Below are 24,308 nucleotides of genomic sequence, written 5' to 3'. Positions count from 1 at the left end.
GTTATTTATACGCTTTATTTGGAACATTTGAATTTTATTTATGAGAGTTGCCATCCTTATAACAGCTCATAATCGTAAAGAGAAAACGCTTAGCTGTCTTGAACAGGTAGGTCGCCAAATTATTCCTCCACGATGCAATTTTCAAGTCTATCTTGTTGAAGATGGTTGTACCGATGGAACGACAGAAGCTGTTTCTGTGATTTTCCCAGAAGTTGCTATCATCCATGGGGATGGAAGTCTCTTTTGGAATAGAGGTATGTGGACAGCCTGGAATCAAGCGGCTAAAGAAGATTTTGATGGATATATCTGGTTGAATGATGACACAGTTGTCTATTTGAATATGCTAAAAGTTTTGCTTAAGACTTCAAATAAATTTAATGATCAATCAATTATAGTAGGCCCGACTCAAGATTCTTCACATTCAAAGTTGACTTATGGGGGCAGATACAAAAAAGGTAAGATTGCGAATACTGTAGGAAAAATCACGAAAGTTGATTTCTTTAATGGCAATATCGTTTATATACCTCGTAATGTATATCAAAAAGTTGGCAATCTGGATTATTATTATACTCATAGTAAGGGTGATTTTGATTATGGGTTACGCGCGGGGAAGCTGGGAATAAATATTTATCAGACGGCGGAGATATTGGGAGAATGTGATTTGCATGAGGACTTAGACAGCTGGTGTAATCCTCAAGTACCTTTTAGAAAAAGATGGCTAATGTTGCATCGCCCTAATGGAATGCCGCCTAAAGAGACATTTTATTTTGAACGGAAGCATTTTAATATATTACTTGCAACATTCCATTATTTTACTATTTATTTAAGGTGTATAATACCACAATTGTGGCGAGTCAAGACATTTTATGAAACCTAAAGTGCTCTTTATCATGCATATGCCGCCCCCTATACATGGGGCCGCAATGATGGGGAAATATATTCATGACAGCAAACTTGTCAATGATGAGTTTGAATGTAGGTATATCAATATGTCTACATCCAATAAACTCAATGATATTGGTAAGATAAATCTTCATAAACTTTTTAGTCTGTGGTCTTTGTTGAAGGTTATAAGAAAAATCATCAGAGATTTTTCCCCGGGTTTGATATACCTTACTCCAAATGCTTCAGGTAAAGCATTTTTTAAAGACTTTCTGATTATTCAGTTCGTTAAATGCCATTGTAGAAACATAGTGGTCCATTATCATAATAAAGGTATTTCGACTAATCAAGATAAGTGGCTTTATGACAAGCTGCATAAGAAACTCTTTGAAGATTTAAAGGTTATTTTGCTTTCGAAAGAATTATATCCGGATATTTCTAAATATGTGATGCAGGAAGATGTATATTATTGTGCAAATGGAATACCGATGGCAAGTGTAGACCCCGTCTTGAAGAAAGAAAATTCGGCTGTCTTCAGATTCTTATTCTTATCTAATATGATGCGCTCAAAAGGTGTTTATACTCTTTTAAATGCCTGTATGCTCTTAAAAAAGAAAGGGTTTAGTTTTATTTGTACCTTTATTGGAGATTGGAAAGATATTACAGAAATAGACTTCAGGAAAAGAGTAGAGGCGTTGCAACTTACAAATAATGTAATTGCAGTTGGACCTAAATATGGGGAAGATAAACAACGCTTATTAAGCATGGCTGATTGTTTTGTTTTCCCTACTGTTTATGCAAATGAGGCTTTTAGTTTAGTCCTGTTAGAGGCAATGCAGCATAGGCTTCCATGTATTTCTACATACGAAGGCGGTATCCCGTCTATAGTAGATGATGAAGAGACTGGCTTCTTGGTGGAAGTGCATAACGAAGAAATGTTGTGCGACAAAATGAAATGGATGATGGAAAATCCTGATGAAGCTAAGAAAATGGGAAATAAAGGATGGAGCAAATTTCAACAGGAATACACTTTAGAAGCTTTTGAACAGCGATTTGTAAATATTCTAAAGGCATTGACATGTTGACTTTAAAGAATATAAAGCTTGTAGAGTCTAAGGAGGAACTGAACAAGATTCCTCCCGGAAAGGTTCTTATAAACACGATTAATGCCCATTCTTATAATGTAGCTCAAAAAGATGTGTTTTTTGCAAAAGCTTTGATCGGAGGGGATTTTTTAATTCCAGATGGTATCAGTATTGTTAAATCCTGTAAATGGCTGCATGCAAAAAGTATGCCTACAGAAAGACTTACAGGATGGGATTTGTTTGAGTTTGAGATGAATCGCATAAATACATCGAAACAATATGATTCCTTTGGAGAATTAGCTTTAAACCCCATTGTCATGTTTGTAGGTAGTTCACAAAGTGTTTTAGATAAAATTGTAGAAAAGGTAGGTGATATTTATCCCAATTTGAAGATAGTAACTTATTCTCCACCCTTTAAGCAAGAACTTTCAGAGCAAGAGAGCCTAAATATCATAAATGCTATTAATAAAACTAATCCAGATTTATTATGGGTTGGAATGACTGCTCCAAAACAAGAGAAATGGGTATACAAGTATTGGCCTGAATTGAGTGTTCACTGTCATGTTGGAACCATTGGCGCCGTATTTGATTTCTTTGCCGGCACGAAGAGAAGAGCTCCAGAATGGTGGCAAGAGCATTCATTGGAATGGTTGTACAGATTATTAAAAGAACCGAAAAGAATGTGGAAGAGATATATTTTAGGCAATTTGCTGTTTATATATTATATTACAAGAGAAAAGTTTTCTAACTGAAAGATATATTTTAAATATCTATGAGCGAGACAGATAAATATATAGATTTCCTAAAGTGGTGTTTGGATACATCTTTAGATAGGCCTAATTGTATTGATACCATCAATTGGCATGCGTTATTGGAGTTTGCTAAATCTCAGGCTATTGTGGGCGTCTATTGGTGCGGAATTAAAAAATTAGGTGAATTAAAAGTAAACAAACCTGTCGATGATGATATCCTAGAATGGATGGCAACATATAAAAAGATAGAAAAGAATAATTTGAAGCTCAATAAGCTTGCTTCCTGGGCTTGGAATAATTTTGAATCAGAAAACTTTGATGCACTTATTCTAAAGGGACAAGGCAATGCTATATTCTATCCAGATCCATTCTCAAGGACATCAGGAGATATAGATATACTAGTTGCTCCTAAGCTTGAAAAAACTTTAGGTACATTATCCTCAAAAGATGAGATTAAGAAAGTAATTAGGTATTGCAAGAACATATTTCCCGAGGGGAAAGCCTGCTACCACCATATAGGATTTATTAAGAAAGAGGGAATTGAGATTGAAGTTCATTATCGGGCATCCTGGCTAAATAATCCTTGGAATAACAAAAGAATTCAACAGTTCTTTTATTCTGGTTTTAAAGACAGTGTATCAAATAAAATAGAATTGCCAGAGCATATGGATCTTATCGGTATCCCATCTTGGAATTTTAATCTTATCTATCAACAGGTTCACATTCTTAATCATGTTACGCATTTCGGGATAGGATTAAGACAGATTGTAGACTATTATTATCTTCTAAAGAGCCAAACTTCCAATGGACAAGATTTTAAAAAGATTATAAAGTTTTTGGGACTAAAAGGTATTTCTGAGTCGCTGATGTGGGTCTTATCCGAGAAATTGGGACTTGAAGATAAATACTTAATTTCAGAATCTAATGAAAAATCTGGAAGATTTCTTTTTGATGAAATCCTTACAACAGGTAACTTTGGACATTATGACAAGAGATTTTTGGGGGTATTTCAATTCGGGAATGAATATCTGGTTTTAAAGAACAGTGCCGTTTACAAAAATGTGGATCGGCTGATACGAGATATCCGCTTGTTTAGGTATTTCCCATCAGAGTGTTTCTGGGAACCATACTTTAGAATATATCATTTCTTTTGGAGGTTAAAGTATAATTCTCGGTAAAAAAAATAATAGAAGCAAGATGCGACAATATACTAATGGAAATAATTTGGTGAAATTTGGAGTCATTATAGGTGATTTCATTATCATGAATTTGCTCTTGTTGGGCTTCGTTAAGTGGGGCGGAAAGGATCTTGTCCCTGAATATATCCTCGTGTCCAAGCGTATCACTTTCGTTGTGGCCAATATGGCGATGATGATATCAGAATATTTCTTTTATGCGACAGTCCATGATCGGAAAATCGAAATCATGCGTGTAATGACAAGGGCGTTTTGGTTGACTTTCACCCATGTAGGACTCTTGTTCATAACATTGCGCATACTTCAACAGAATGGTGGAAATTTTTCTCGTTTTATGCTCTATTTCGGAGCGGTAGAGTATGTGGTGTTGATAACAGCCAGGATTGTTGAACTCGGGATTGTCCGCTATTTGCGTGATTTAGGAATGAACACCAGATTGGTGTTGTTTGTGGGTAGCGACCCTTCGTTGGCAACTCTCTATGAACGCTTGGTTCTTACTCCATCTATGGGCTATCATGTTCTTGGCTATTACGCCAGTGTAGAAATGAAAGATTGTCCTGACGGACTGAATTACCTCGGTACCATTGAAGATCTGAATGAGAAAATGGATTCCGAAGAAAGAGATTCTCTGAATATTGACAAGCTTGATGAAGTGTTTTGCAGCATGTCCCATGAGGAATCGGAGGAGATGGTTGAGATTATGAGATTCTGCGATAAGAATGTAATTCGATTCTTTTATGTTCCCAGGATGTTTGGCAATTATCAACTGAATCTTAAGCCAGAGCGTTTCGGGGACATAAATGTATATACCAACCATATCGAGCCGCTGTCTATCCTGCCAAATAGAGTGTTAAAACGGTTATTTGACATTTGTGTAAGTTTGATAGTGTGTATTTGCCTACTACCGTTTATTCCAATTATTGCACTCATTATTAAGTTGCAAAGTACTGGTCCGATATTCTTTGTCCAAAATCGTACAGGAATGAATGGGAAGGTATTTAGATGTTTAAAATTTCGCTCAATGCATGTAAACAGACAGGCAGACATCCTTCAGGCCACGGAGAATGATCCAAGAAAATTTGCTTTTGGTAACTTTATGCGGAAGACCAACCTTGACGAGTTCCCTCAATTCTTCAATGTCTTGATTGGTGATATGAGCATAGTCGGTCCGAGACCACACATGCTGTACCACACGGAAATCTATGGCCAACTTATTGATAAATATATGGTACGGCATTTTTGTAAGCCGGGAATCACGGGGATGGCTCAGGTAACAGGATGCCGTGGTGAGACCAAAGAGCTCTGGCAGATGGAAGAAAGGGTGAAGAGAGATATCTGGTATATTGAGAACTGGAGTTTTTGGTTAGATATTAAAATCATGTTCATGACAGTGAAAATGATTTTCATTCATGATCAGAAAGCTTATTAACTATGTCAGTTCGGAATAAGTTTTTCTAAAATCTGCAGTGTTCAATGCTTGATTGTCAAGGCGGAATGTCTCGGCAAATGACGGTAGCCTTGCCCAACCTGGGCAAACATCAAAACAAAACAGATGTTAAATGCCCGACTTGAGCAAACGCCAAAACAAAACGGATGTTAAATGCTCAACCCGAGCAAACGTCCCAGCAAATGACGGCAGCCTTGCTCAACTTGAGCAAACGCCAAAGCTTGATTGCCAAGGCGGAACATGATGAATCATGCCCCTACGGCTCACGCCACGCCATTTTCTGGTAGACGCAAATCACTCTTTAGAGAAAAACTTATCCCGAACTGGAGTATTAACTATACTTGAAGATATAAAAGAATGGGTATATAGAGAATGGGGTTGCCGATTGGCAACCCCATTCTCTATATTCATGCACCAGGCATATATAACCAGATTACAAAGATGATGATGGCAGAGGCTATGACACACAAAGCCGTAAATGATATATTTGCTATAATCTTTTTACGCTTTTGGGAGGCCAGAGTCTTTAGCCTGGTTTTCTCAATACGCCTGTGATGATTGTGATGATGTCTATAGTTTTCCGACATAGTTTTTTTTTTATTTCTCGCAAAGATACTTTTTTAGTTTAGACTATTAAAGAAATATCATATAAAAGCGACTGTAAGGCCTGCCATAACGATACTGACCATCGACATCAACTTAATGAGGATGTTCAAACTTGGCCCGGATGTGTCCTTGAAAGGATCGCCTACGGTGTCGCCCACGATCGTCGCCTTGTGTGTAAAGCTACCTTTCCCGCCGAAGTTACCTTCTTCGACCATCTTCTTCGCATTATCCCAGGCACCACCGGCATTTGCCATAAATATGGCAAGAGTGAATCCTGCCGCAAGGCCACCGACCAGGAGTCCGAGCACTCCTGCTACACCCAATATGATTCCAACGATGATAGGGATGAGGATAGCTAAAAAGGCAGGGACGGTCATCTCGTGCTGGGCGGCCTTGGTGGAAATCTCCACGCAGCGCCCGTAGTCGGGCGTTGCCTTGCCCTCAAGAATGCCGGCTATGGTCTGGAACTGACGCCGAACTTCCACGACCATTTTCTGAGCCGCACGACCTACAGCCTCCATCGTCAGTCCACAGAATAGGAACGCTGCCATGGCACCGATGAATGCGCCGACGAGGACAGTGGGGTTCATCAAGGTTACCTGAAAGAAATTCATGAAGTCGGGCATCGTGGCCGTGGCTGGATTAAACACATTGCCTGCCGCGTCTATGAATTGCTGTCCACTTTCGGCTGCACGGCTCATGGCAATCTTGATTTCTTCTACATACGATGCCAAAAGCGCGAGGGCTGTCAGGGCCGCACTACCGATGGCAAACCCCTTGCCTGTAGCGGCAGTGGTGTTTCCAAGTGCGTCAAGCGCGTCTGTGCGATGGCGGATTTCTTCGCCCAGTTCGCTCATCTCTGCATTGCCACCGGCATTGTCGGCAATCGGGCCATATGCATCGGTTGCCAAAGTAATACCCAGTGTCGACAACATGCCGACAGCGGCGATGCCAATGCCATAGAGGCCATGGGAAATACTGCTTGCACCCATACTCAGATCGAAGCCATTGGCGCAAAGATAACTTAGCATGATGGCTATGCCAATTGTGAGGACGGGAATGCAAGTGGAAATCATACCCGTGCCGATACCCTTGATAATAACGGTTGCAGATCCGGTAAGTCCAGCTTCAGAAATCTTCTGCGTAGGCTTGTAGCTGTGAGATGTATAATATTCTGTAGCCTGGCCGATGATAACTCCAGCGGCAAGACCTGTTATGACAGAGAATGAGAGCCCGAGCCAGTTCTCGATACCTAAGAGATAGAGGATGATGAATGTGGCTATCGCAATCAGGACGGCACTTACATTTGTACCCATGGATAGAGAGTGGAGAAGGTCTTTCATGCTGGCACCTTCTTTCGTGCGCACCAGGAAAATCCCAATCAAAGAGAGAAATATCCCGACCGCGGCAATGAGCATCGGGGCGACAACGGCTTTCAGCTGCATGTCGTTGGTCATGGCAAAAGCCGTGGCACCAAGGGCTGCCGTAGACAGGATACTGCCGCAGTAGCTCTCATAGAGATCTGCTCCCATGCCGGCTACATCACCAACATTATCTCCCACATTGTCGGCAATCGTAGCAGGGTTACGGGGATCATCTTCCGGAATGTCTGCCTCGACTTTGCCAACTATATCTGCCCCGACATCTGCGGCTTTTGTATAAATGCCACCACCTACGCGGGCAAACAAAGCCTGTGTAGAAGCACCCATTCCGAAAGTAAGCATCGTGGTCGTGATAGTAATGAGGGCTGTTTCCTCATCCGCATAAACACAGTGAAGAATGATAAACCACATGGCGATGTCGAGCAGTCCAAGGCCTACAACCACCAGTCCCATCACAGCACCGGAGCGAAAAGCAATCTTCAATCCGGCATCAAGCCCTGTGCGGGCAGCATTGGCAGTACGGCCACTTGCGTAGGTTGCGGTCTTCATTCCAAAGAAGCCTGCCAAGCCAGAGAAGAAACCTCCAGTAAGGAATGCGAACGGGACCCATGGATTTTGTACTTTAAGAATATAGGCCATGAAAGCAAAAACCAAGGCCAGTACGATAAACACTATAAATACTACCTTATATTGCTGTCCCAGATACGCCATGGCCCCTTTTCTGACATACTCGGCAATTTCTCGCATGCGAGGGGTCCCTTCATCTGCTTTCATCATGGATTTGAAGAAATACCACGCCATCAACAAGGCAACTACGCTGGCAACAGGTACCAGCCAAAATACACTAGGAATGTTCATAGTTTTTAATTTAATTAATTAGGTTTCTGTAGTTATATGCCGACAAATATATTAATATTTTTTTAGAAAAGAAATTTTATTGACGAAAAAAAATACCTTCCACACAATTTTAAGATGTTTTTGGGGATGTTCTAATAGACCGGTTATATCTGAATCCCCGGATTTTATAGGAAAGTTGAAAAACTGTTAGTGAATAATTATGCAAATCGGATATGGCTTTCTGAAGAGGGGAGGGGGACACTTGGCAAGGGGCGTCGTCTGAAAGTGCGATACGGCGCGTTTATGGACTTCTCTTTCTCTTTATTTTACAAACAGTATATTTCTTCGGATTGGGATATCGGAGCCAGGATTTAAAAAAGCGGTATTTTGCAAACTAATTAGTGGCTTCCTGTTTTCAGAATTGCAGCTTCCGATATTCCTTTAAGCCGTTAAAAGAGCTTCCTTCTCTTAATTCACAGGGAATTTTTGGATAATTATTTAGAAAATAAATGCATATACAGAAATTGACTTCTATATGGCCCCATAGCGGTTTCAGATTGAAACCTATACGGAATTTTCTGTATGCGCATAGTTAAAAACAACCTATGCCCCTCGAAAAACATTGGGATTTTTTCGGGGGATATAGGTTGCTTAAGAGTCTTATCAGTTAAAAACGATATGCAACTTCTACATCAAAAATTCCATAGTTACGGTCGGAAAGGGACTTATCGTTTACAAATGAATACTCGGCACTGATCTGGAAGTTTTTATGGAACAGGTAATCTGCGCCGATCTCATACTGTGTTTTTTGTTTATTTGAATCTCCTGTAGGCTGATACATGTCGTAACGCCCCTTCACATGAACCTTCTTCTTGATGATTGGCGCGATAATCAACGCATAGACACCTTGTGCCTTGTCGCCGTTACTGCTGAGGTTGCAGTTGGTGTTGGTTGCGTTATCGGTATTTGTCAGTGTTTGGGCGAAGGCATAACCCGTGGAGTGAATATACTCAGAACGGAAAGTCCAGTCATCTACAAGATATTCTGCCGAAAAGGCATAGCGACGCTGCTGGAGCTTGCGCACTCCATTACCGCCACCGCCATCTGTCCATGTTCCTTTGCGCGCATAGCTTCCGGTCCAGCCGAAGGCGCCGATACGCATGCCTGGCACAGGCATTACCCATGCGCCTCCAATGATGTTTTTCTGCTCGTCAACATCTTTCATATTGATTCCTTGCCCATTAAAAACCCCAACCTGATAGTGAATCAGATTACGGCCATTGGCATTCTTAAGGAAGTCTCCCTGAAACTGTAGGCCAATGTCTCGGCCGTTAGAACTATGCGCTCCCGCACGGTCAGAAAATCCCGCTAATTTCTGAACCACCTGACCATATCCCATGAATCCCTGATCAATCGGGTTCATCGGATTTTCATAGGTGAACGGATTCTTGAACTGGCCGATTTTTACGCGAAAGAAATCGTACTTCTGCCACTCGACGAAGAGGTCGACAACCTTGGGCGAACTTCCAAGAGTGGAGGTGTTTCCGTTGAATTGGATTTGTGCCTTCCAATAAAAGTCTTTCAGGATACGGCCGTCCAGAGAAACACGGGCAATCCGGAGATTGAAAGAATTGCTCTTCGCTTCTTCCTGGCTGCTGGCTTGATACTGAATAATACTATAGCCGGAAAGTTTGACATTGTTAATCCAAGTCTGTTTCTTTTCCTGTGCTTTGGTAGAAATCGCGATGAAAGCCAACAATGCGATGATGATACCTTTTTTCATATTTGGTTTAATTAGATCATGAAACATATTTCAATAACAAAGATAAGAATCTTTTTTAAAAGCTATAGAGTTTTTCAGGGAAAAATCAAACTGTCTGCCGTTTTATGAGTTGCACGACATTCTCTACATGTGGCGTGTGCGGGAACATATCTACAGGTTGAACTTTAGCAACTTTATACATGGGGTCGAACAGGGCTAGATCGCGCGCCTGAGTGGCAGGGTTGCAACTTACATAGACGATTCTGTTTGGTGCGGCATTCATAATGACTTTCACCACATCGGGATGCATGCCGGCACGGGGAGGGTCGGTAATGATTATATCCGGCTGGCCATGCTGACAGATGAAATCGTCTGTCAGTATATTTTTCATGTCACCGGCATAGAAAAGGGTATTTTCGATACCATTTAAGTGGCTGTTCTCCTTTGCGTCTTCAATGGCTTCAGGCACATATTCAATTCCGATAACCTTCTTTGCTTTGTGGGCAATAAAGTTTGCAATAGTGCCAGTCCCTGTATACAGGTCATAGACAAGCTCGTTTCCTGACAGTTCTGCAAAATGGCGAGCAATGCAATATAGATGGTAAGCCTGATCGGTATTGGTCTGGTAGAAACTCTTGGGACCAACCTTGAATTTCAGGCTTTCCATTGTTTCATAGATATAGTCCGTACCTTTGAAAGTGATAAGTTCTTGATCACCAATGGTATCATTTCCTTTTTGATTATCAACATAAATTAGGGAGGTGATTCGGGGAAACTTATCTGAAATATGATTCAGTAATTCTTTGGCCTTTTCTGCGTCGCCTTCTTCGTCGTAGTGAAATTGTACTATGAGCATCCACTCACCTGTATTTGAATTACGGAATATTAAATCACGGAGAAGTCCGTGCTGCTCTCGGATGTTATAGAAAGTCATACCAGTTTTCTGGGCATACTCAAAGATTTCATTACGCACCAGATTATGGAAGTCGTCCATTAGCCAGCACTTCTCAATGGGATATACTTTGTCGAACGCGCCTGTGATATGCAAGCCAATTGCGCCTTCTGCCAAACCGGAATTTGCAGGAAGCTCTTTTAGTTCTTCCTTTGTATACCAACGCTTTTCACTACACCCATATTCTTGCTTGTTTCTGTATTCTTTGGTCTTTACAGAGCCTAAAATTGGGTAAAATTCAGGCAATTCAATCTTTCCGATTCTACTCAATTGGTCATATACTTGTTGCTGCTTGGCCTTTAATTGTTCCGCGTAAGGCAGATTCTGCCACTTACATCCTCCGCAAATTCTAAAATGCTGGCACATTGGAGTTTCGCGGACATCACTGTATTTGATAAATTTAATGGCTTCAGCCTCGCAATAGCGATGCTTCTTTTTAGTTACCTGAAGGTCTACAATATCACCGGGGACGACAAATGGTACAAATATTGCCATGTCTTCTACATGGGCAATACATTTACCTTCAGCCGCGACAGCCTCAATCGTAATATTTTCTAATAAAGGCAGAGTTTTTTTCCTGCTCATAAAACTTTGAATTTAGATGCAAAGTTACAAAAATATTATGAATTTGCCCTGGCTGTGTTTGTTTTTTATGCATGTTGTCGTAAACAATCTAAAATGTAAACTCGACCTTACAATTTTTCAATTAAATAATTTGTATATAATAAATAATTAATGTATCTTTGCAGTAGGAAATATAAATGACATTCTATAAAAATATATTTAACAACCAACTATGAGCGAAAAAAGAGTATATCTCTTCGGTAATGGACAGGCAGAAGGGAACGCGTCAATGCGTGAACAACTTGGTGGTAAGGGCGCCAACCTTGCGGAAATGAATTTAATAGGTGTACCTGTTCCTCCGGGATTCACTATCACCACTGATACCTGCAATGAATACTATAAAGTAGGGCAGGAGAAAATAATAGAAGTCTTGAAGGACGAGGTTGCCGCTGCAGTCCAGCATGTTGAGAATTTAATGAATTCCAGGTTTGGTGATGCGGAAAATCCTCTGCTTGTCAGTGTTCGTTCGGGAGCTCGTGCCTCCATGCCAGGCATGATGGATACCATCCTTAATCTGGGTTTGAATGACGAGGTTGCAGAGGGGATGGTAAAAAAGACAGGCAACCCTCATTTCGTTTACGATTCATATCGTCGTTTCGTGCAGATGTATGGTGATGTGGTGCTTGAAATGAAACCCGTAAACAAGGAAGATATAGATCCGTTCGAGGAAATCATAGAAGCTGTCAAGGCCGAACGCGGCGTTAAGTTAGATAAAGACCTTAGTGTTGATGAACTGAAAAAGTTGGTAAGACTTTTCAAGGCGGCCATTAAGGAGCGTACGGGTAAGGATTTCCCGAATGATCCCGTAGAGCAGCTTTGGGGAGCTATTTGCGCAGTGTTCCGCAGCTGGATGAACGACCGCGCTATCCTTTACCGCAAGATGGAAGGAATTCCTGATGAGTGGGGTACGGCTGTCTCTGTCATGGCAATGGTATTTGGCAATATGGGAGAAACCTCTGCAACCGGCGTTTGCTTTAGCCGTGATGCCGGTAATGGGGAAAATCTTTTCAATGGAGAATATCTTGTAAATGCACAGGGCGAGGATGTCGTTGCCGGCATTCGCACTCCACAGCAGATTACTAAAATCGGTTCGCAGCGTTGGGCTCAGCGGATTGGTATTTCTGAAGAAGAACGGGTAGAAAGATTTCCTTCAATGGAAGAAGCCATGCCGGAAATCTATGGGCAGTTGGATAAAATTCAGGATAAGTTGGAGCATCACTATCATGATATGCAAGATATGGAGTTTACTGTACAAGAAGGAAAACTCTGGTTTCTCCAAACTCGTAACGGAAAGCGTACGGGCACCGCAATGGTCAAGATTGCAATGGACTTGCTGCACGAAGGGATGATAGATGAAAAGACGGCAATCATGCGTTGTGAGCCACAGAAACTTGACGAATTACTCCATCCTGTATTTGACAAGCTGGCACTTCAAAAGGCTGAAGTTATTACCCAGGGCCTTCCCGCAAGTCCTGGCGCAGCTTGCGGCCAGATTGTATTTCATGCGGATGATGCTCAGGCATGGCATAAGGATGGACATAAAGTGATCATGGTCCGTATAGAAACTTCCCCAGAAGATTTGGCTGGTATGTCCGCCGCAGAGGGAATCTTGACGGCCCGTGGAGGTATGACTTCTCACGCGGCAGTAGTTGCTCGTGGTATGGGTAAATGCTGTGTATCCGGTGCTGGTGCCATTAATGTGGATTATAAGACAAAGACAGTTGAAATTGACGGCATCAAATATAGGGAAGGGGACTATATTTCCCTGAATGGCTCTACGGGACAGGTTTATACTGGAGAAGTCCCGACAAAGGCTGCAGAACTTAGTGGAGATTTTAAGGAATTAATGGATCTCTGCGACAAGTATACCCGTCTGCAGGTTCGTACAAATGCTGACACTCCACACGATGCACTTGTGGCTCGTTCTTTTGGTGCCAAGGGTATTGGCTTGACTCGTACAGAACACATGTTCTTCGAGGATAAGAAAATCATCGCTATGCGCAAGATGATTCTCGCTGAAAATGGAGAGGAAAGAGAAAAGGCATTAAACAAACTTCTACCATATCAGAAAGCAGACTTCAAGGGAATTCTTGACGCAATGGACGGGCTTCCGGTGAATATTCGCTTGCTGGATCCGCCATTGCATGAGTTTGTTCCTCATGATAAGGAAGGCCAGCAGCAGATGGCCGACGAGATGGGAGTTTCCTTGGAGACCATCAAGCGTCGTGTGGAATCTTTAGCCGAAAATAATCCTATGTTGGGGCATCGTGGTTGTCGTCTGGGCATCACTTTCCCGGAAATAACAGCGATGCAAACTCGGGCTATTATCAGTGCAGCTTGTGAATTGAAACAGGAAGGCAAGAACCCAAAACCGGAAATAATGGTTCCTCTAATTGGCACGGTAGCAGAGTTCCGCCAACAAAAGGCTGTAATCTTGAAGAGTGCTCGTCGTACATTCGACCAGTATGGATTCAAGATAGACTTTGAGATTGGTACAATGATCGAGATTCCGCGTGCAGCCCTTACCGCCGATAAGATTGCCAGCGAGGCACAGTACTTCTCGTTTGGCACGAACGACCTTACGCAGATGACTTTCGGATATTCTCGTGATGATATAGCAAGCTTCTTGCCTGTATACCTTGAGCAGAAGATTTTGAAGGTTGACCCATTCCAGGTTCTTGACCAAGAAGGCGTAGGCCAGTTGGTAAAGATGGCTGTTGACAAAGGACGCAAGGTTCGTCCGACACTCCGTACGGGTATATGTGGCGAGCATGGAGGTGAGCCGACATCTGTTAAGTTCTGTGCCAAGATTGGCATGAATTATGCAAGTTGTTCTCCGTTCCGTGTGCCAATTGCTCGGTTAGCAGCGGCGCAGGCAGCAGTGGAAGAAGGATAGCCTTTAAAAAACTTATTTTGTGAGGGGCGGAATTCTTAGGAGTTCTGCCTCTTACTTCTTGTATATGTCGGGGAAAAAATGTATCTTTGTATCCAATTAGAATTCTAAAGGTTGATGAGAAAGCTTCTTGTATTATTTTGTTGGTTTACGGTCGTTGCTGCACATGCAGTGGGAAATGAGTTTGTAGGTGTTGACTTCGGCACTTCTCGCCATGATGCCCTATCTATATTCAAAGCAAGGTATGGAGAACCAAATACTATTGATGGAGACAATTTAATCTACTATGATTTGACGATTAATGGATATTATTTCAACAGAATAATCTTCGGCTTTGAACCCAAGCAAACTGGCGACTATTTCAATGAAGCTCGTTTTTTCATGGTTGCACCGTCTCGTCCGGGGGCCGTTGCAGATAGAGATTCCCTTGCTTGCGACTTGGGTAAGAAATATAGTATGACATATGACTTTGAGGAAAATGGCAATAAGTTTTATAAAGGTGGGGTAGCTCCATCTGGAATAGGACATCTTTTTACGCTCTCAACGCATCTCCGGGGAGGACAGTGGACAACGGAATTGCGTTTTGGGGCATTTCATAGGCTTATTAAAAAATAATGAAAAAACTATTAATCTTGTTTTTGGTATCGTTGTCTATGATACCTCTCTCTGCGAAATCAGTTAGAGAGATGTGGCTGTCTATGCCCGATTCCATTATACCTTATTTAAATAATAACCAGCGGATAGAGTTGGTAGACTTTATCAATCTTAATGTGAAATCTGAGGTAAGTAATTTATTAGGGGATAGTACAGTGCTGGATACATTGTCAACAGATTATCTGCATTTGACGGTCAATCCTTCCACTAAGATTGAATTGAAAATGTTGCCCTTCGTTAATGCGGATTCCATATTGTGCATGATAAAGACCTTGAATGCTCCGGAATCAGAGAGCATGATAGAATTTTATGATAAAGATTGGAACAGATTACCCTCAGAAGCTATGTTTGATGGTTCTGACCTCAATAGCATCAAGGATAGTCTCGTTTTTGCTCAGCATGCCCTTTTAGAAAATAAGCATGATATGCCCGATCCTGTGTTGATGTATGCCTCGTTAAATTTGGCAACCAATGAAATTCTCTTCCGTCTCTCCTTTCCCTTGATGAGTAGGGAGGAGAAAGAGGCAATTAAAGACTTTATTTTGCCAAAAAAGCTTAAATGGACAGGAGAAATGTTTAAGAGTGTTATAATTTAAAGCAAATTTGCGCACTATATTGGAGTTTCACAGAAGATGTGCTATCTTTGCATTGTGTTTTTCATGGTATTAGATTATTAAGGTTAAGAAAAGATTGGTTGTCGTGAGACAATCAATTTTTTTTGTTATGATACTCTTGGCCTTTATAAAAAGGTGTTAAGAATATTCTCTTTGTCAGCAGTAAATGTCGTTGAAAGATCTTAAGATGAATTAAAGATTTCACGGCCTACCTGTTCTGGGGGCTTTTGGCTTTGCATGACTTATAAAAAATAATCTAAAAAATGCTTTTTATTCACGGCCATTTTTCGTATCTTTGCACTTGTATAAAATAACTAGTAACTATGAATCTGAAGATTAGACTGATCTTGATGAACTTCTTGCAGTACGCCGTGTGGGGAGCTTATCTTACATCAATGGGAAGATATTTGGGTAATCTTGGACTTGGCACTCATATCGGGTGGTTTTATTCAATGCAAGGAGTTGTATCTATCTTTATGCCTGCTATTATGGGTATAATTGCAGACAGATGGATGGCTTCTCAGAAAGTCTTAGGGTTATGCCATCTGATTGCCGGCATTTTTATGATTGCCACAGCCTATTATGGCTATACGGCAGGTACAGATACTCAGTTTGGCATAATCTTTACATTATATTCATTAAGTGTTGCTTTCTTCATGCCGACCATTGCATTGAGTAATTCTGTTGCTTATTTTTGCCTGACGGATGCAGGACTTGATACAGTGAAGGATTTTCCGCCAATCAGAGTTTTTGGCACTATCGGCTTCATCTGCTCTATGTGGTTCGTAGATATCATGAATTTCCAGATAGATCAGAATCAGTTTATTACATCCGGTATTTTGAGTCTCTTCCTGTTTCTTTATACATTTACATTACCGGATTGTGCGAATGTGAAAGAAGGAAAACAGAAGACTCTTGCGGAGGCTTTTGGCTTAAAGGCATTTGCACTATTCAAGCAGAAGAAAATGGCTATATTCTTTATTTTCTCGATGATGCTTGGCGTCAGCCTTCAAATAACCAACGGGTTTGCCAATCCGTTTATCTTTAGTTTTGGGGCAGATCCTCAATATGTATCGACTTTTGGTGTCCAGCATGCGAATATTCTGATCTCTCTTTCACAGATTAGCGAAACTTGCTGTATTCTGCTGATTCCATTTTTCATGAAACGCTATGGAATAAAGAATGTCATGTTGATTGCAATGTTTGCCTGGGTACTTCGCTTTGGACTGTTCGGTCTGGGAAATCCAGGAAATGGAGTCTGGATGTTTGTTCTTTCCATGCTCGTCTACGGTGTCGCTTTCGACTTTTTCAATATCTCAGGTTCATTATTCGTAGATAAGTCGACTGATCCTGACATTCGTTCAAGTGCTCAGGGATTGTTTATGTTGATGACTAATGGTGTAGGGGCAACTGTCGGCACTCTGGCTGCGCAGGCCATTATTAATACATATACCCATTCAGAAGTTTTGGATGGCAATATACTTACCGTTGGCGATTGGCCTACATGTTGGTTTATCTTTGCCGGATATGCATTGCTTGTCGGAATAACCTTTGCATTGGTATTCAACCCGAAGAAAAAAGCAATATAGCTATATGTCTCAAGTGCGGCTGAAATATAAGTGTATAACGGAGATTGTAGGCTCTGATCATCTGGGAATCTTGGTGCTTGTCAATGAAGATGAGACATTGCAAGTATCCATTCCTTGTAACAAGCATGCGACTTATGATTTCAGTCTTAGAGATTTTGCTACACCAAATTGCAATCGATTACTGCCGGAGGTATTGGTGCGTCTTCTTAAGTCCGAGACGGATATGCATTTCGAAATCAGAATAGAAGACATCCGGAAAGGAGAATATCTCTCAAGGATTTATAATATGAAGACTCTGGAAATGGTGCCTATACAAATTGCAGATGCGGTTCTTTTGTCGATAATAAGTGGTATCCCCATCTATATTGATGAGGTGCTTATACGGAAGCAGGGTGCAGAGTTTCATAAAGATAGTCATGGATTAAAATTGCCGATAAACGCATTAAGTCTTGACATGCTTGAGAAGGCCATAGACCGGGCTATCAGTGAAGAAAACTACGAGTTGGCCTCAATGCTGAAAGAAGAAATAGATCACAGAAAAAAGAATCTGCAAGAATGAAAGAATCAAGATATTTTTATGTTCCCGATGCCGCATCACAAACAGAGCTTCCCATTGAAGAAGCTATGCACGCATTGCGAGTGTTGAGGCTTAAGTCGGGGGATGAAATGTATCTGATGGATGGGCAGGGTACTTTCTATCGTGCCACCGTAACTTTGGCAGCAACCAAAAGATGCATGTATGAAATACAGGAAGTCCTTCCCCAAAGAAAAACATGGAAAGGCCACATTCACTTGGTTATTGCTCCGACCAAGATGATGGATCGCATAGAATGGATGCTGGAAAAGGCAACGGAAATAGGCTTTGACGAGCTGACATTTCTTCAGACACGGTTTTCTGAGCGGAAATACATGAGAACTGTTAGGTTGGAAAAAATAATGATATCTGCTGTCAAGCAAAGTCGGAAACCATGGAAACCAAAGATTAATCAGATGATTTCATTTCAAGAATTCGTCAATCGACCATGTGAGGGATCTAAATACATAGCCCATTGCCACGACGAGATAGATAAAGTTGATTTGTTTAATGATGTACAGATACAACCCCAAAATGAACATGTTACGATTCTCATTGGTCCGGAAGGAGATTTCTCTTTAGAGGAAGTGAAACTAGCAATGGATAAAGGTTATGAATCCATAACATTGGGAAACAATAGGCTGAGAACAGAAACAGCTGGTCTTATGGCTGTAACCATGGCCCAGCTCGCTAAAAGGATTTAACTCAAAACGATTTAAAACGGATCAGGAAATCTTTTATATTTTAACACTCTTCTATCAAATATATGAGAAATTTTAAGTAATTTTGTAGCATATAAAGATAATCAGGGGTCTCGTCCCGTAATATTAATCAAAATTTAATAAAAGCTATGCAAAGACGATTGCACTTTTTGGCTGTTCTGTTATTGTTGTTTACAATTTCTGTTTCAGCCCAAATTACAACTTCTGGTATTAGTGGAAAGGTTACTTCTTCTGGCGAGGAAGTCGTTGGTGCTACAGTTACGGCTACGCACCTACCTTCCGGCACTATGTACCGTGCAGTTACCAATGTAGACGGTCGCTATACCATTCAAGGTATGCGTCCGGGGGGACCTTATAAAGTTGAGATCACCTATATTGGTCATCAAGCAAAGACTTTTAACGATGTAAGTCTCTTGTTGGGTGAAACTCAAACTCTTTCTTGCTCTCTTGAGGAGAATGCACAGCAATTACAGGAGGTTGTTGTTGCGGGAAAAGCGGGAATGAATGCAACTAAAACAGGTGCAGCAACAAGTATGAATGCTCAGCAAATTAATGATATGCCGAGCATTTCACATGGCATTGCCGATGTAGCTCGTCTGAATCCACAGCTGACAACGACAAGCACCGGAGCAATGTCGTTTGCTGGTACTAATAACCGCTATAACTCCTTCATGATTGATGGTGCCGCCAACAATGATGTCTTTGGTCTTACAAGCAATGGCAGCAATGGCGGCCAGGCGGGAACACAGCCGGTATCCATGGAGACAATTGAGCAGATTCAGGTAAATGTAGCTCCTTTTGATATTCGTCAAAGTGGTTTTACGGGTGGTGCGATCAATGCAATTACCAAGAGCGGAACTAATAAGTTTCATGGAAGTCTGTATGGTTTTGGAAATAACCAGAATTTGATCGGGCACAAGTTTCCCTTGGCCGATGGCAGCGGATATGCCGCAAAATACAATAAGCAGCAAGAATACAATGCAGGCATTACATTAGGTGGCCCCATTGTGAAAGATAAGTTGTTCTTCTTTGTGAACTATGAGAAATCTAACAAGACCTATCCAAATCTTTATGGGCTCGGTTCTAAAGAAGCCAAGTTTGACTCTAAGCAGGCCGCGGATATTCTCGCTTGGGTGAAAGAGATGGCTGCTGCTCAAGGGGTAGAATATAATGGGGAGTTGACCAATCCTGATGTTTACACGAAGAGTGATAAGGCAGGTGCCAAATTAGACTGGAATATCAATGAGTTCAATAAATTCAGCTTAAGATGGAGCTTAGTAAGTGCATCTCAGTTGAACAATACAGGAAATAGGTCCTCAATTAACGCAAATACCTACAGCTATCCATTTAAGAGCAAGACTAATTCCTTTATTGCGGAGTTGCAGAGCCGCTTATCTCCTGTTTTGAGCAATGAGGCCCGCGCTTCTTATGTCCGTGTTCGTGACCAGCGTGCCATATCGTCCGAATTTCCAATGATATCGGTCAATGGTGTCGGGGGCGGTAGTGTGAATCTTGGTGTGGAGCGTTCCTCCATGGCAAACAGACTGAATCAGGACATCTATACCATAGAAGACAACCTGACATGGTATAAGGGCAGTCATACATTTACATTCGGAACGCATAATGAGATATATAAATTCTCAAATCTTTTCATTCAAGATTTGTTTGGTTCCTATAATTTCAAGACTTATGATATGTTCAAGTCATATTATGATGCATGGAAGGCTGGTACTATAGATCCAAAGGTGGCTTACATGAATCAATATCGTTATGGTCACGCGAATACGGATGTAACAGGAGATCCCCGTTGGCGAGCCAGCTTCGGCGCAGCTCAGTTCAGCTTTTATGCCCAGGACAAGTGGGATGCCACGAATAATTTCCAGCTCACTTATGGACTGCGTGTCGATGTTCCTGTTTTCTTTGATACACCTGCAGAAAACGCCGGTTTTAATACCTATGCAGAGTCGCAGGGATGGAATGTCAAGACTAACCAGAGGCTTTCCAGTTCCCCATTGTTCTCTCCGCGTGTAGGTTTCCGTTGGGATATCAATAATGATCACAAGTTCATTCTTCGTGGTGGCATAGGTGTTTTCACGGGTCGTATTCCTTTCGTCTGGATTAGTAACAACTTCTCTATGACAGGTATTCAGCTTTCCACTTATGACACCTACGGCACCAAAGGCTTAGAATTGATTCTGAATCCAAACGGACAAGAAGCGAACGCGAAGAAACTGAATGTCGATGGCAGGCAGAAAGTAAATGTCTATGACCGCAAATTTAAGTTTGCGCAGAATCTTCGCCTGAATCTCGGATTTGATTTCCAGTTGCTTGGCATCGACTGGACCTTGGAGGCTATTTACTCAAAAACCCTGAATGACATTGTCTACAAGAACCTTGCCTATGAGCAGACAGGCAAGACCATGAACCAAGTTTATACCGACATAGCCTGGGATAATCGTCCTCTGTTTACCCGCATAACAACAGGTCAGCCCTATACTAATGTCTATGGACTTTATAATACATCCAAGGGCTATACCGCCAATCTCTCTCTGAAGGCAGAGAAGAAATTCTACTTCGGCCTCGATTTGATGGCAAGCTACACTTTTACCAAGTCGAAGAGCGTGAATAATGGCGGATCGTCGGTGGCGGAGAGCAACTGGCGCTACAATTATACATACCGTAATTCAAATGATCCGGAGTTGGGGAACTCTGCCTATAATGTTCCTCACCGCATTCAGGCTTCGGCATTCTATCATGCTGCCTATGGCAAGAATAAGGCATGGTTGACCACCGTAGGCTTGATTTATCAGGCTCGCAGTGGCTCACCTTATACCTATTACTATTATGGGGATGTCAATGAAGACGGCGCCAATGGCAATGATCTTCTTTTCATTCCCACGGATGAGCAAATTGACAAGATGCGGTTTGAGCCTTCTGCACCCAACACTACGCCCAACGCCTTGACCAACAGGGTGTTCGGAGATACCTATAAGGGTGGCTCACTCTCTGAAGACCAGCAACGCCAGCTGATGAAATACTGGATGGGCAATGATTCGTATATGAAAGATCATCGTGGCGAATACTATAAGCGCTATGCCGACAACCTTCCTTTCGAGCACCATTTCGATGTGCATCTTGCCCAGAAATACAGCTTCAAGGTTGCGGGGCAGACCAATTCCATCGAGTTGAGCTTCGACATTATAAACCTTGCGAATCTGCTCAATAAGGATTGGGGCCACACGATGGGCGACGGATTCGGACTATATTCCAGTCCTGTAAACTATCAGGGCAAGGGCGTATACCAGTTCACGGGCAGTTATGCTTCAAGAGACTATAGTGATTATTACAGCCGCTGGCGTGGCCAGATCGGTTTGAAATATACATTCTAATTAACAGGATAGTAGAAGAAAAGCGGGTAACTTGAACTGCATCCCAAGAGTTTTTTGTTCAACTCATTTAGGGTTCATTTCAAAGTTATCCGCTTTTGGCTATCCTTGCATTGACAAACCATTTAAGTCAAAGACATTATGATTATCGATTTTGATAAGATACCGGAAGTGCGTCAGGTCGGCTTCAAGGGAGGCAAGGGTCTTCTTGATACTCGTAATTATATCGATGACAAGGTAAAGATTATGTATTCCACTTTGCACCCAGGAGCCTCAACGGGCATACATAGCCATGATGAGAACTGTGAGGTTGTCTTTGTCGTTAGTGGAGAGCTGAGTTTTCATTACGACGGAAAGGTAGAGGTGGCTCGTGCTGGACAGGTGCACTATTGCTCCCAAGGGCACTCTCACTATATGGAGAACCTGACCGACCACGACGCGGTTTACTTTGCCATAGTGCCAGAGCATCATTGAGCATTCCGAGGAGCGGCCCCCAATATTGTTACAGACCGTTTGTAATCGTGTTACAAGCCGTGTGTAACAGTGTTACAAGCGGCGTGTAATGCCATTACTTGCGGCTTGCAACCCGACCATATACCTCAAACGCGAATTCAGGGGATGGCAGACTTGCGAAGCTTCTTCAGTCTCCGTTTGGCTTCGGGAATGCCCGGATACAATTCCAGTGCCTTCTCATAGTTCTTGATAGCGGCCTCCAGGAAGTCTTCCTTCTCGCAGTCTCTGCCCATCTGGACATATTCCACGGCCAGGCGTTTCAGGAATTCCTCTTTCTTCCGGGCTTCGGCCTTGAGTTTCCTGATTTCTTCTTTCTGCCGGTTGATGACATCCAGCTTCCTTCGGAGCAGCCTCTTGACTTCTGGCTTCTCTATGTCATATCGGCTATGAATGGCCAGAAAGAATTTGTCCAACGCTTCCTGCATGTCGCCCCGGTTAAAAGCCGTCATGGCATCAAAGTATTCTTTATCGGCCTTGCTTTGCCGTAATGCGAGGGATATCATGTTTTTGTTGTTGTAATTACGGGCAAAATTCTGTACTGCCGCCTTTACGAATACATCCTCTCGGCGGATGGGCTCCTTGAGGCTTATACCGTCCAATGATGTGCAGCGCGATAGCGCTACATAGGTCTGTCCGCCGGCAAAGACACCGCCCGTAAAGTCTATCTTCACTTTATTGAAGGTTAGTCCCTGGCTTTTGTGCACGGTTATCGCCCATGCCAACCGCAAGGGAAACTGTGTATAGGTGCCGATTGCCTGTTCTTCTATTTTCTGTTCTTTTTCATTGAATGTATATTTCACATTCTCCCAGAGCTCCCGTTCCACATCGCAGTCGGCTCCTTCCTCCGTACGGACATAGATAATCCCATCGGCTTCGTCCCCGAAACCGATGATGGTGCCCAGCGTGCCGTTTGCCCACCGTTTCTCCTTGTCATTGCGGATGAAGAGTATTTGGGCACCTGTTTTCAATACCAGTTCCTGAGGGGTGGGCAGGCTGCTCTCGGGGAATTCCCCCTCAATGACACCATGGAATATGGTGGGCTCACCGGGCAATTCCTCTAATCTCTTCTCGTTAATATAGTCTACTGTGTCCCTGCGGGTAGAAAGGGTAATTGCCAGTTTGGAATCATTATTCTCCAGTGCCGCTCCCACATGTTGGTTTAGCATGACTAAATCTGTAGTTCCCACCTTGGAAGTCCGTATATGGTCGAGAATATTTATAAAAACAGGGTCTGACTGGCGATATACCTTAGTCAGTTCGATGCTCACAAGCTGCATTTGCCGGAAAACCCTGGCGTCGAAAAAGAACGATGATGGATAGAATGGTTGCAAAAGCTGGCGGTCTTCTTCCTTCAGCACAGGCTCGAGCTGGTAGATGTCTCCTACCAATAAGAGCTGCTTGCCGCCAAAAGGCTCTCGCATGTTGCGGCTGTAAATCCGCAAGACTTTATCAATGAAGTCGATGATATCAGCACGAACCATGCTGATTTCATCAATGATGATGAGCTCGACCTCTCGCAACAATTTGCGCTTTTCCGCATTATACTTTAGGGTTTCCCTTATATTTCGGGCACTATAGCGGCTATCGTTAGGAAGTAGGGGATGGAAGGGCAACTTGAAGAAGCTGTGTAGCGTGGCTCCGCCAGCGTTGATTGCGGCTATTCCGGTTGGTGCCAGAATCACATGTTTCTTTTTGGTTGTAGCCGCGATATGGCGTAGGAAAGTTGATTTACCCGTCCCTGCCTTTCCTGTGAGGAAAAGTGAGCGACGGGTAAATTCCAATATTTGGAGTGCGTTCTGCAACTCCGGGTTGTTTAAATCAATGTTTTCTACACTGAT

Annotated in this window: 17 protein-coding genes; 13 read left to right on the top strand and 4 right to left on the bottom strand. The window is 42.4% G+C overall.

What is annotated here, in order from left to right; all coding sequences use genetic code 11:
• Positions 1–40: 40 nt before the first annotated feature.
• From C7120_RS10705 to C7120_RS10685, 5 genes are read left to right on the top strand one after another with little or no spacing between them, the layout of a single operon-like run.
• Positions 41–877 (top strand): glycosyltransferase family 2 protein, encoded by an 837-nt coding sequence (locus C7120_RS10705; protein ID WP_107621667.1) that lies wholly within the window; start codon positions 41–43, stop codon positions 875–877.
• Positions 867–1,967, top strand: coding sequence for a glycosyltransferase family 4 protein (locus C7120_RS10700; protein ID WP_107621666.1), 1,101 nt, complete (start codon positions 867–869; stop codon positions 1,965–1,967). Before C7120_RS10705 ends, C7120_RS10700 begins: the two co-directional genes overlap by 11 nt.
• Positions 1,961–2,719, top strand: coding sequence for a WecB/TagA/CpsF family glycosyltransferase (locus tag C7120_RS10695; RefSeq protein WP_107621665.1), 759 nt, complete (start codon positions 1,961–1,963; stop codon positions 2,717–2,719). The genes C7120_RS10700 and C7120_RS10695 overlap by 7 nt, the downstream gene beginning before the upstream one ends.
• A 20-nt stretch (positions 2,720–2,739) precedes the next feature.
• Positions 2,740–3,897, top strand: a complete 1,158-nt coding sequence (locus C7120_RS10690; protein WP_107621664.1) for a nucleotidyltransferase family protein — start codon at positions 2,740–2,742, stop codon at positions 3,895–3,897.
• Positions 3,898–3,916: 19 nt separating this feature from the next.
• Positions 3,917–5,344: an undecaprenyl-phosphate glucose phosphotransferase gene (locus C7120_RS10685; RefSeq protein ID WP_107621663.1), complete on the top strand. Its 1,428-nt coding sequence runs from the start codon at positions 3,917–3,919 to the stop codon at positions 5,342–5,344.
• Between the two features lie 662 nt (positions 5,345–6,006).
• Here the strand turns inward: C7120_RS10685 and C7120_RS10675 are convergent.
• From C7120_RS10675 to rlmD, 3 genes are all read right to left on the bottom strand, one after another.
• Complete coding sequence (locus C7120_RS10675) at positions 6,007–8,208, bottom strand: sodium-translocating pyrophosphatase (protein ID WP_107621661.1); 2,202 nt, start codon at positions 8,206–8,208, stop codon at positions 6,007–6,009.
• Positions 8,209–8,854: 646 nt separating this feature from the next.
• Positions 8,855–9,970 carry a porin gene (locus C7120_RS10670; protein WP_107621660.1) on the bottom strand — a complete coding sequence of 372 codons (1,116 nt, stop codon included), beginning with the start codon at positions 9,968–9,970 and terminating at the stop codon, positions 8,855–8,857.
• A gap of 85 nt (positions 9,971–10,055) precedes the next feature.
• Positions 10,056–11,486 carry a 23S rRNA (uracil(1939)-C(5))-methyltransferase RlmD gene (rlmD, locus tag C7120_RS10665; protein WP_107621659.1) on the bottom strand — a complete coding sequence of 477 codons (1,431 nt, stop codon included), beginning with the start codon at positions 11,484–11,486 and terminating at the stop codon, positions 10,056–10,058.
• Positions 11,487–11,697: 211 nt separating this feature from the next.
• On the opposite strand from rlmD, the gene ppdK reads away from it, so the two are divergent.
• The 8 genes from ppdK to C7120_RS10625 all read left to right on the top strand — a co-directional run bounded on the left by ppdK (position 11,698) and on the right by C7120_RS10625 (position 22,431).
• On the top strand, positions 11,698–14,421 hold the full coding sequence (gene ppdK, locus C7120_RS10660) for a pyruvate, phosphate dikinase (RefSeq protein WP_107621658.1): 2,724 nt from the start codon (positions 11,698–11,700) through the stop codon (positions 14,419–14,421).
• Positions 14,422–14,535: 114 nt separating this feature from the next.
• Entirely contained in the window at positions 14,536–15,033 is a 498-nt protein-coding gene (locus C7120_RS10655; protein ID WP_107621657.1) for a hypothetical protein, read from the top strand.
• Entirely contained in the window at positions 15,033–15,668 is a 636-nt protein-coding gene (locus C7120_RS10650; protein WP_107621656.1) for a DUF3256 family protein, read from the top strand. The genes C7120_RS10655 and C7120_RS10650 overlap by 1 nt, the downstream gene beginning before the upstream one ends.
• 341 nt (positions 15,669–16,009) lie before the next feature.
• Complete coding sequence (locus C7120_RS10645; protein ID WP_107621655.1) at positions 16,010–17,275, top strand: MFS transporter; 1,266 nt, start codon at positions 16,010–16,012, stop codon at positions 17,273–17,275.
• Between the two features lie 286 nt (positions 17,276–17,561).
• Entirely contained in the window at positions 17,562–17,834 is a 273-nt protein-coding gene (locus C7120_RS14375) for a hypothetical protein (RefSeq protein WP_369916875.1), read from the top strand.
• Complete coding sequence (locus tag C7120_RS10635) at positions 17,831–18,553, top strand: 16S rRNA (uracil(1498)-N(3))-methyltransferase (RefSeq protein ID WP_107621653.1); 723 nt, start codon at positions 17,831–17,833, stop codon at positions 18,551–18,553. Before C7120_RS14375 ends, C7120_RS10635 begins: the two co-directional genes overlap by 4 nt.
• Positions 18,554–18,699: 146 nt before the next feature.
• On the top strand, positions 18,700–21,960 hold the full coding sequence (locus tag C7120_RS10630) for a TonB-dependent receptor (protein ID WP_107621652.1): 3,261 nt from the start codon (positions 18,700–18,702) through the stop codon (positions 21,958–21,960).
• A gap of 138 nt (positions 21,961–22,098) precedes the next feature.
• A complete protein-coding gene (locus tag C7120_RS10625) occupies positions 22,099–22,431 on the top strand; it encodes a cupin domain-containing protein (RefSeq protein WP_107621651.1) in 333 nt (110 codons plus the stop codon).
• A gap of 137 nt (positions 22,432–22,568) precedes the next feature.
• On the opposite strand, the gene C7120_RS10620 is transcribed toward C7120_RS10625, so the two are convergent.
• Positions 22,569–24,272, bottom strand: coding sequence for an AAA family ATPase (locus C7120_RS10620; protein ID WP_107621939.1), 1,704 nt, complete (start codon positions 24,270–24,272; stop codon positions 22,569–22,571).
• Positions 24,273–24,308 lie beyond the last annotated feature (36 nt).

The sequence above is a fragment of the Prevotella sp. oral taxon 376 genome, assembly GCF_003043945.1.
Classification (GTDB): domain Bacteria; phylum Bacteroidota; class Bacteroidia; order Bacteroidales; family Bacteroidaceae; genus Prevotella.
Note: the sequence above shows the minus strand (reverse complement) of the source record. Positions and strands in the feature narration are given on the sequence as shown.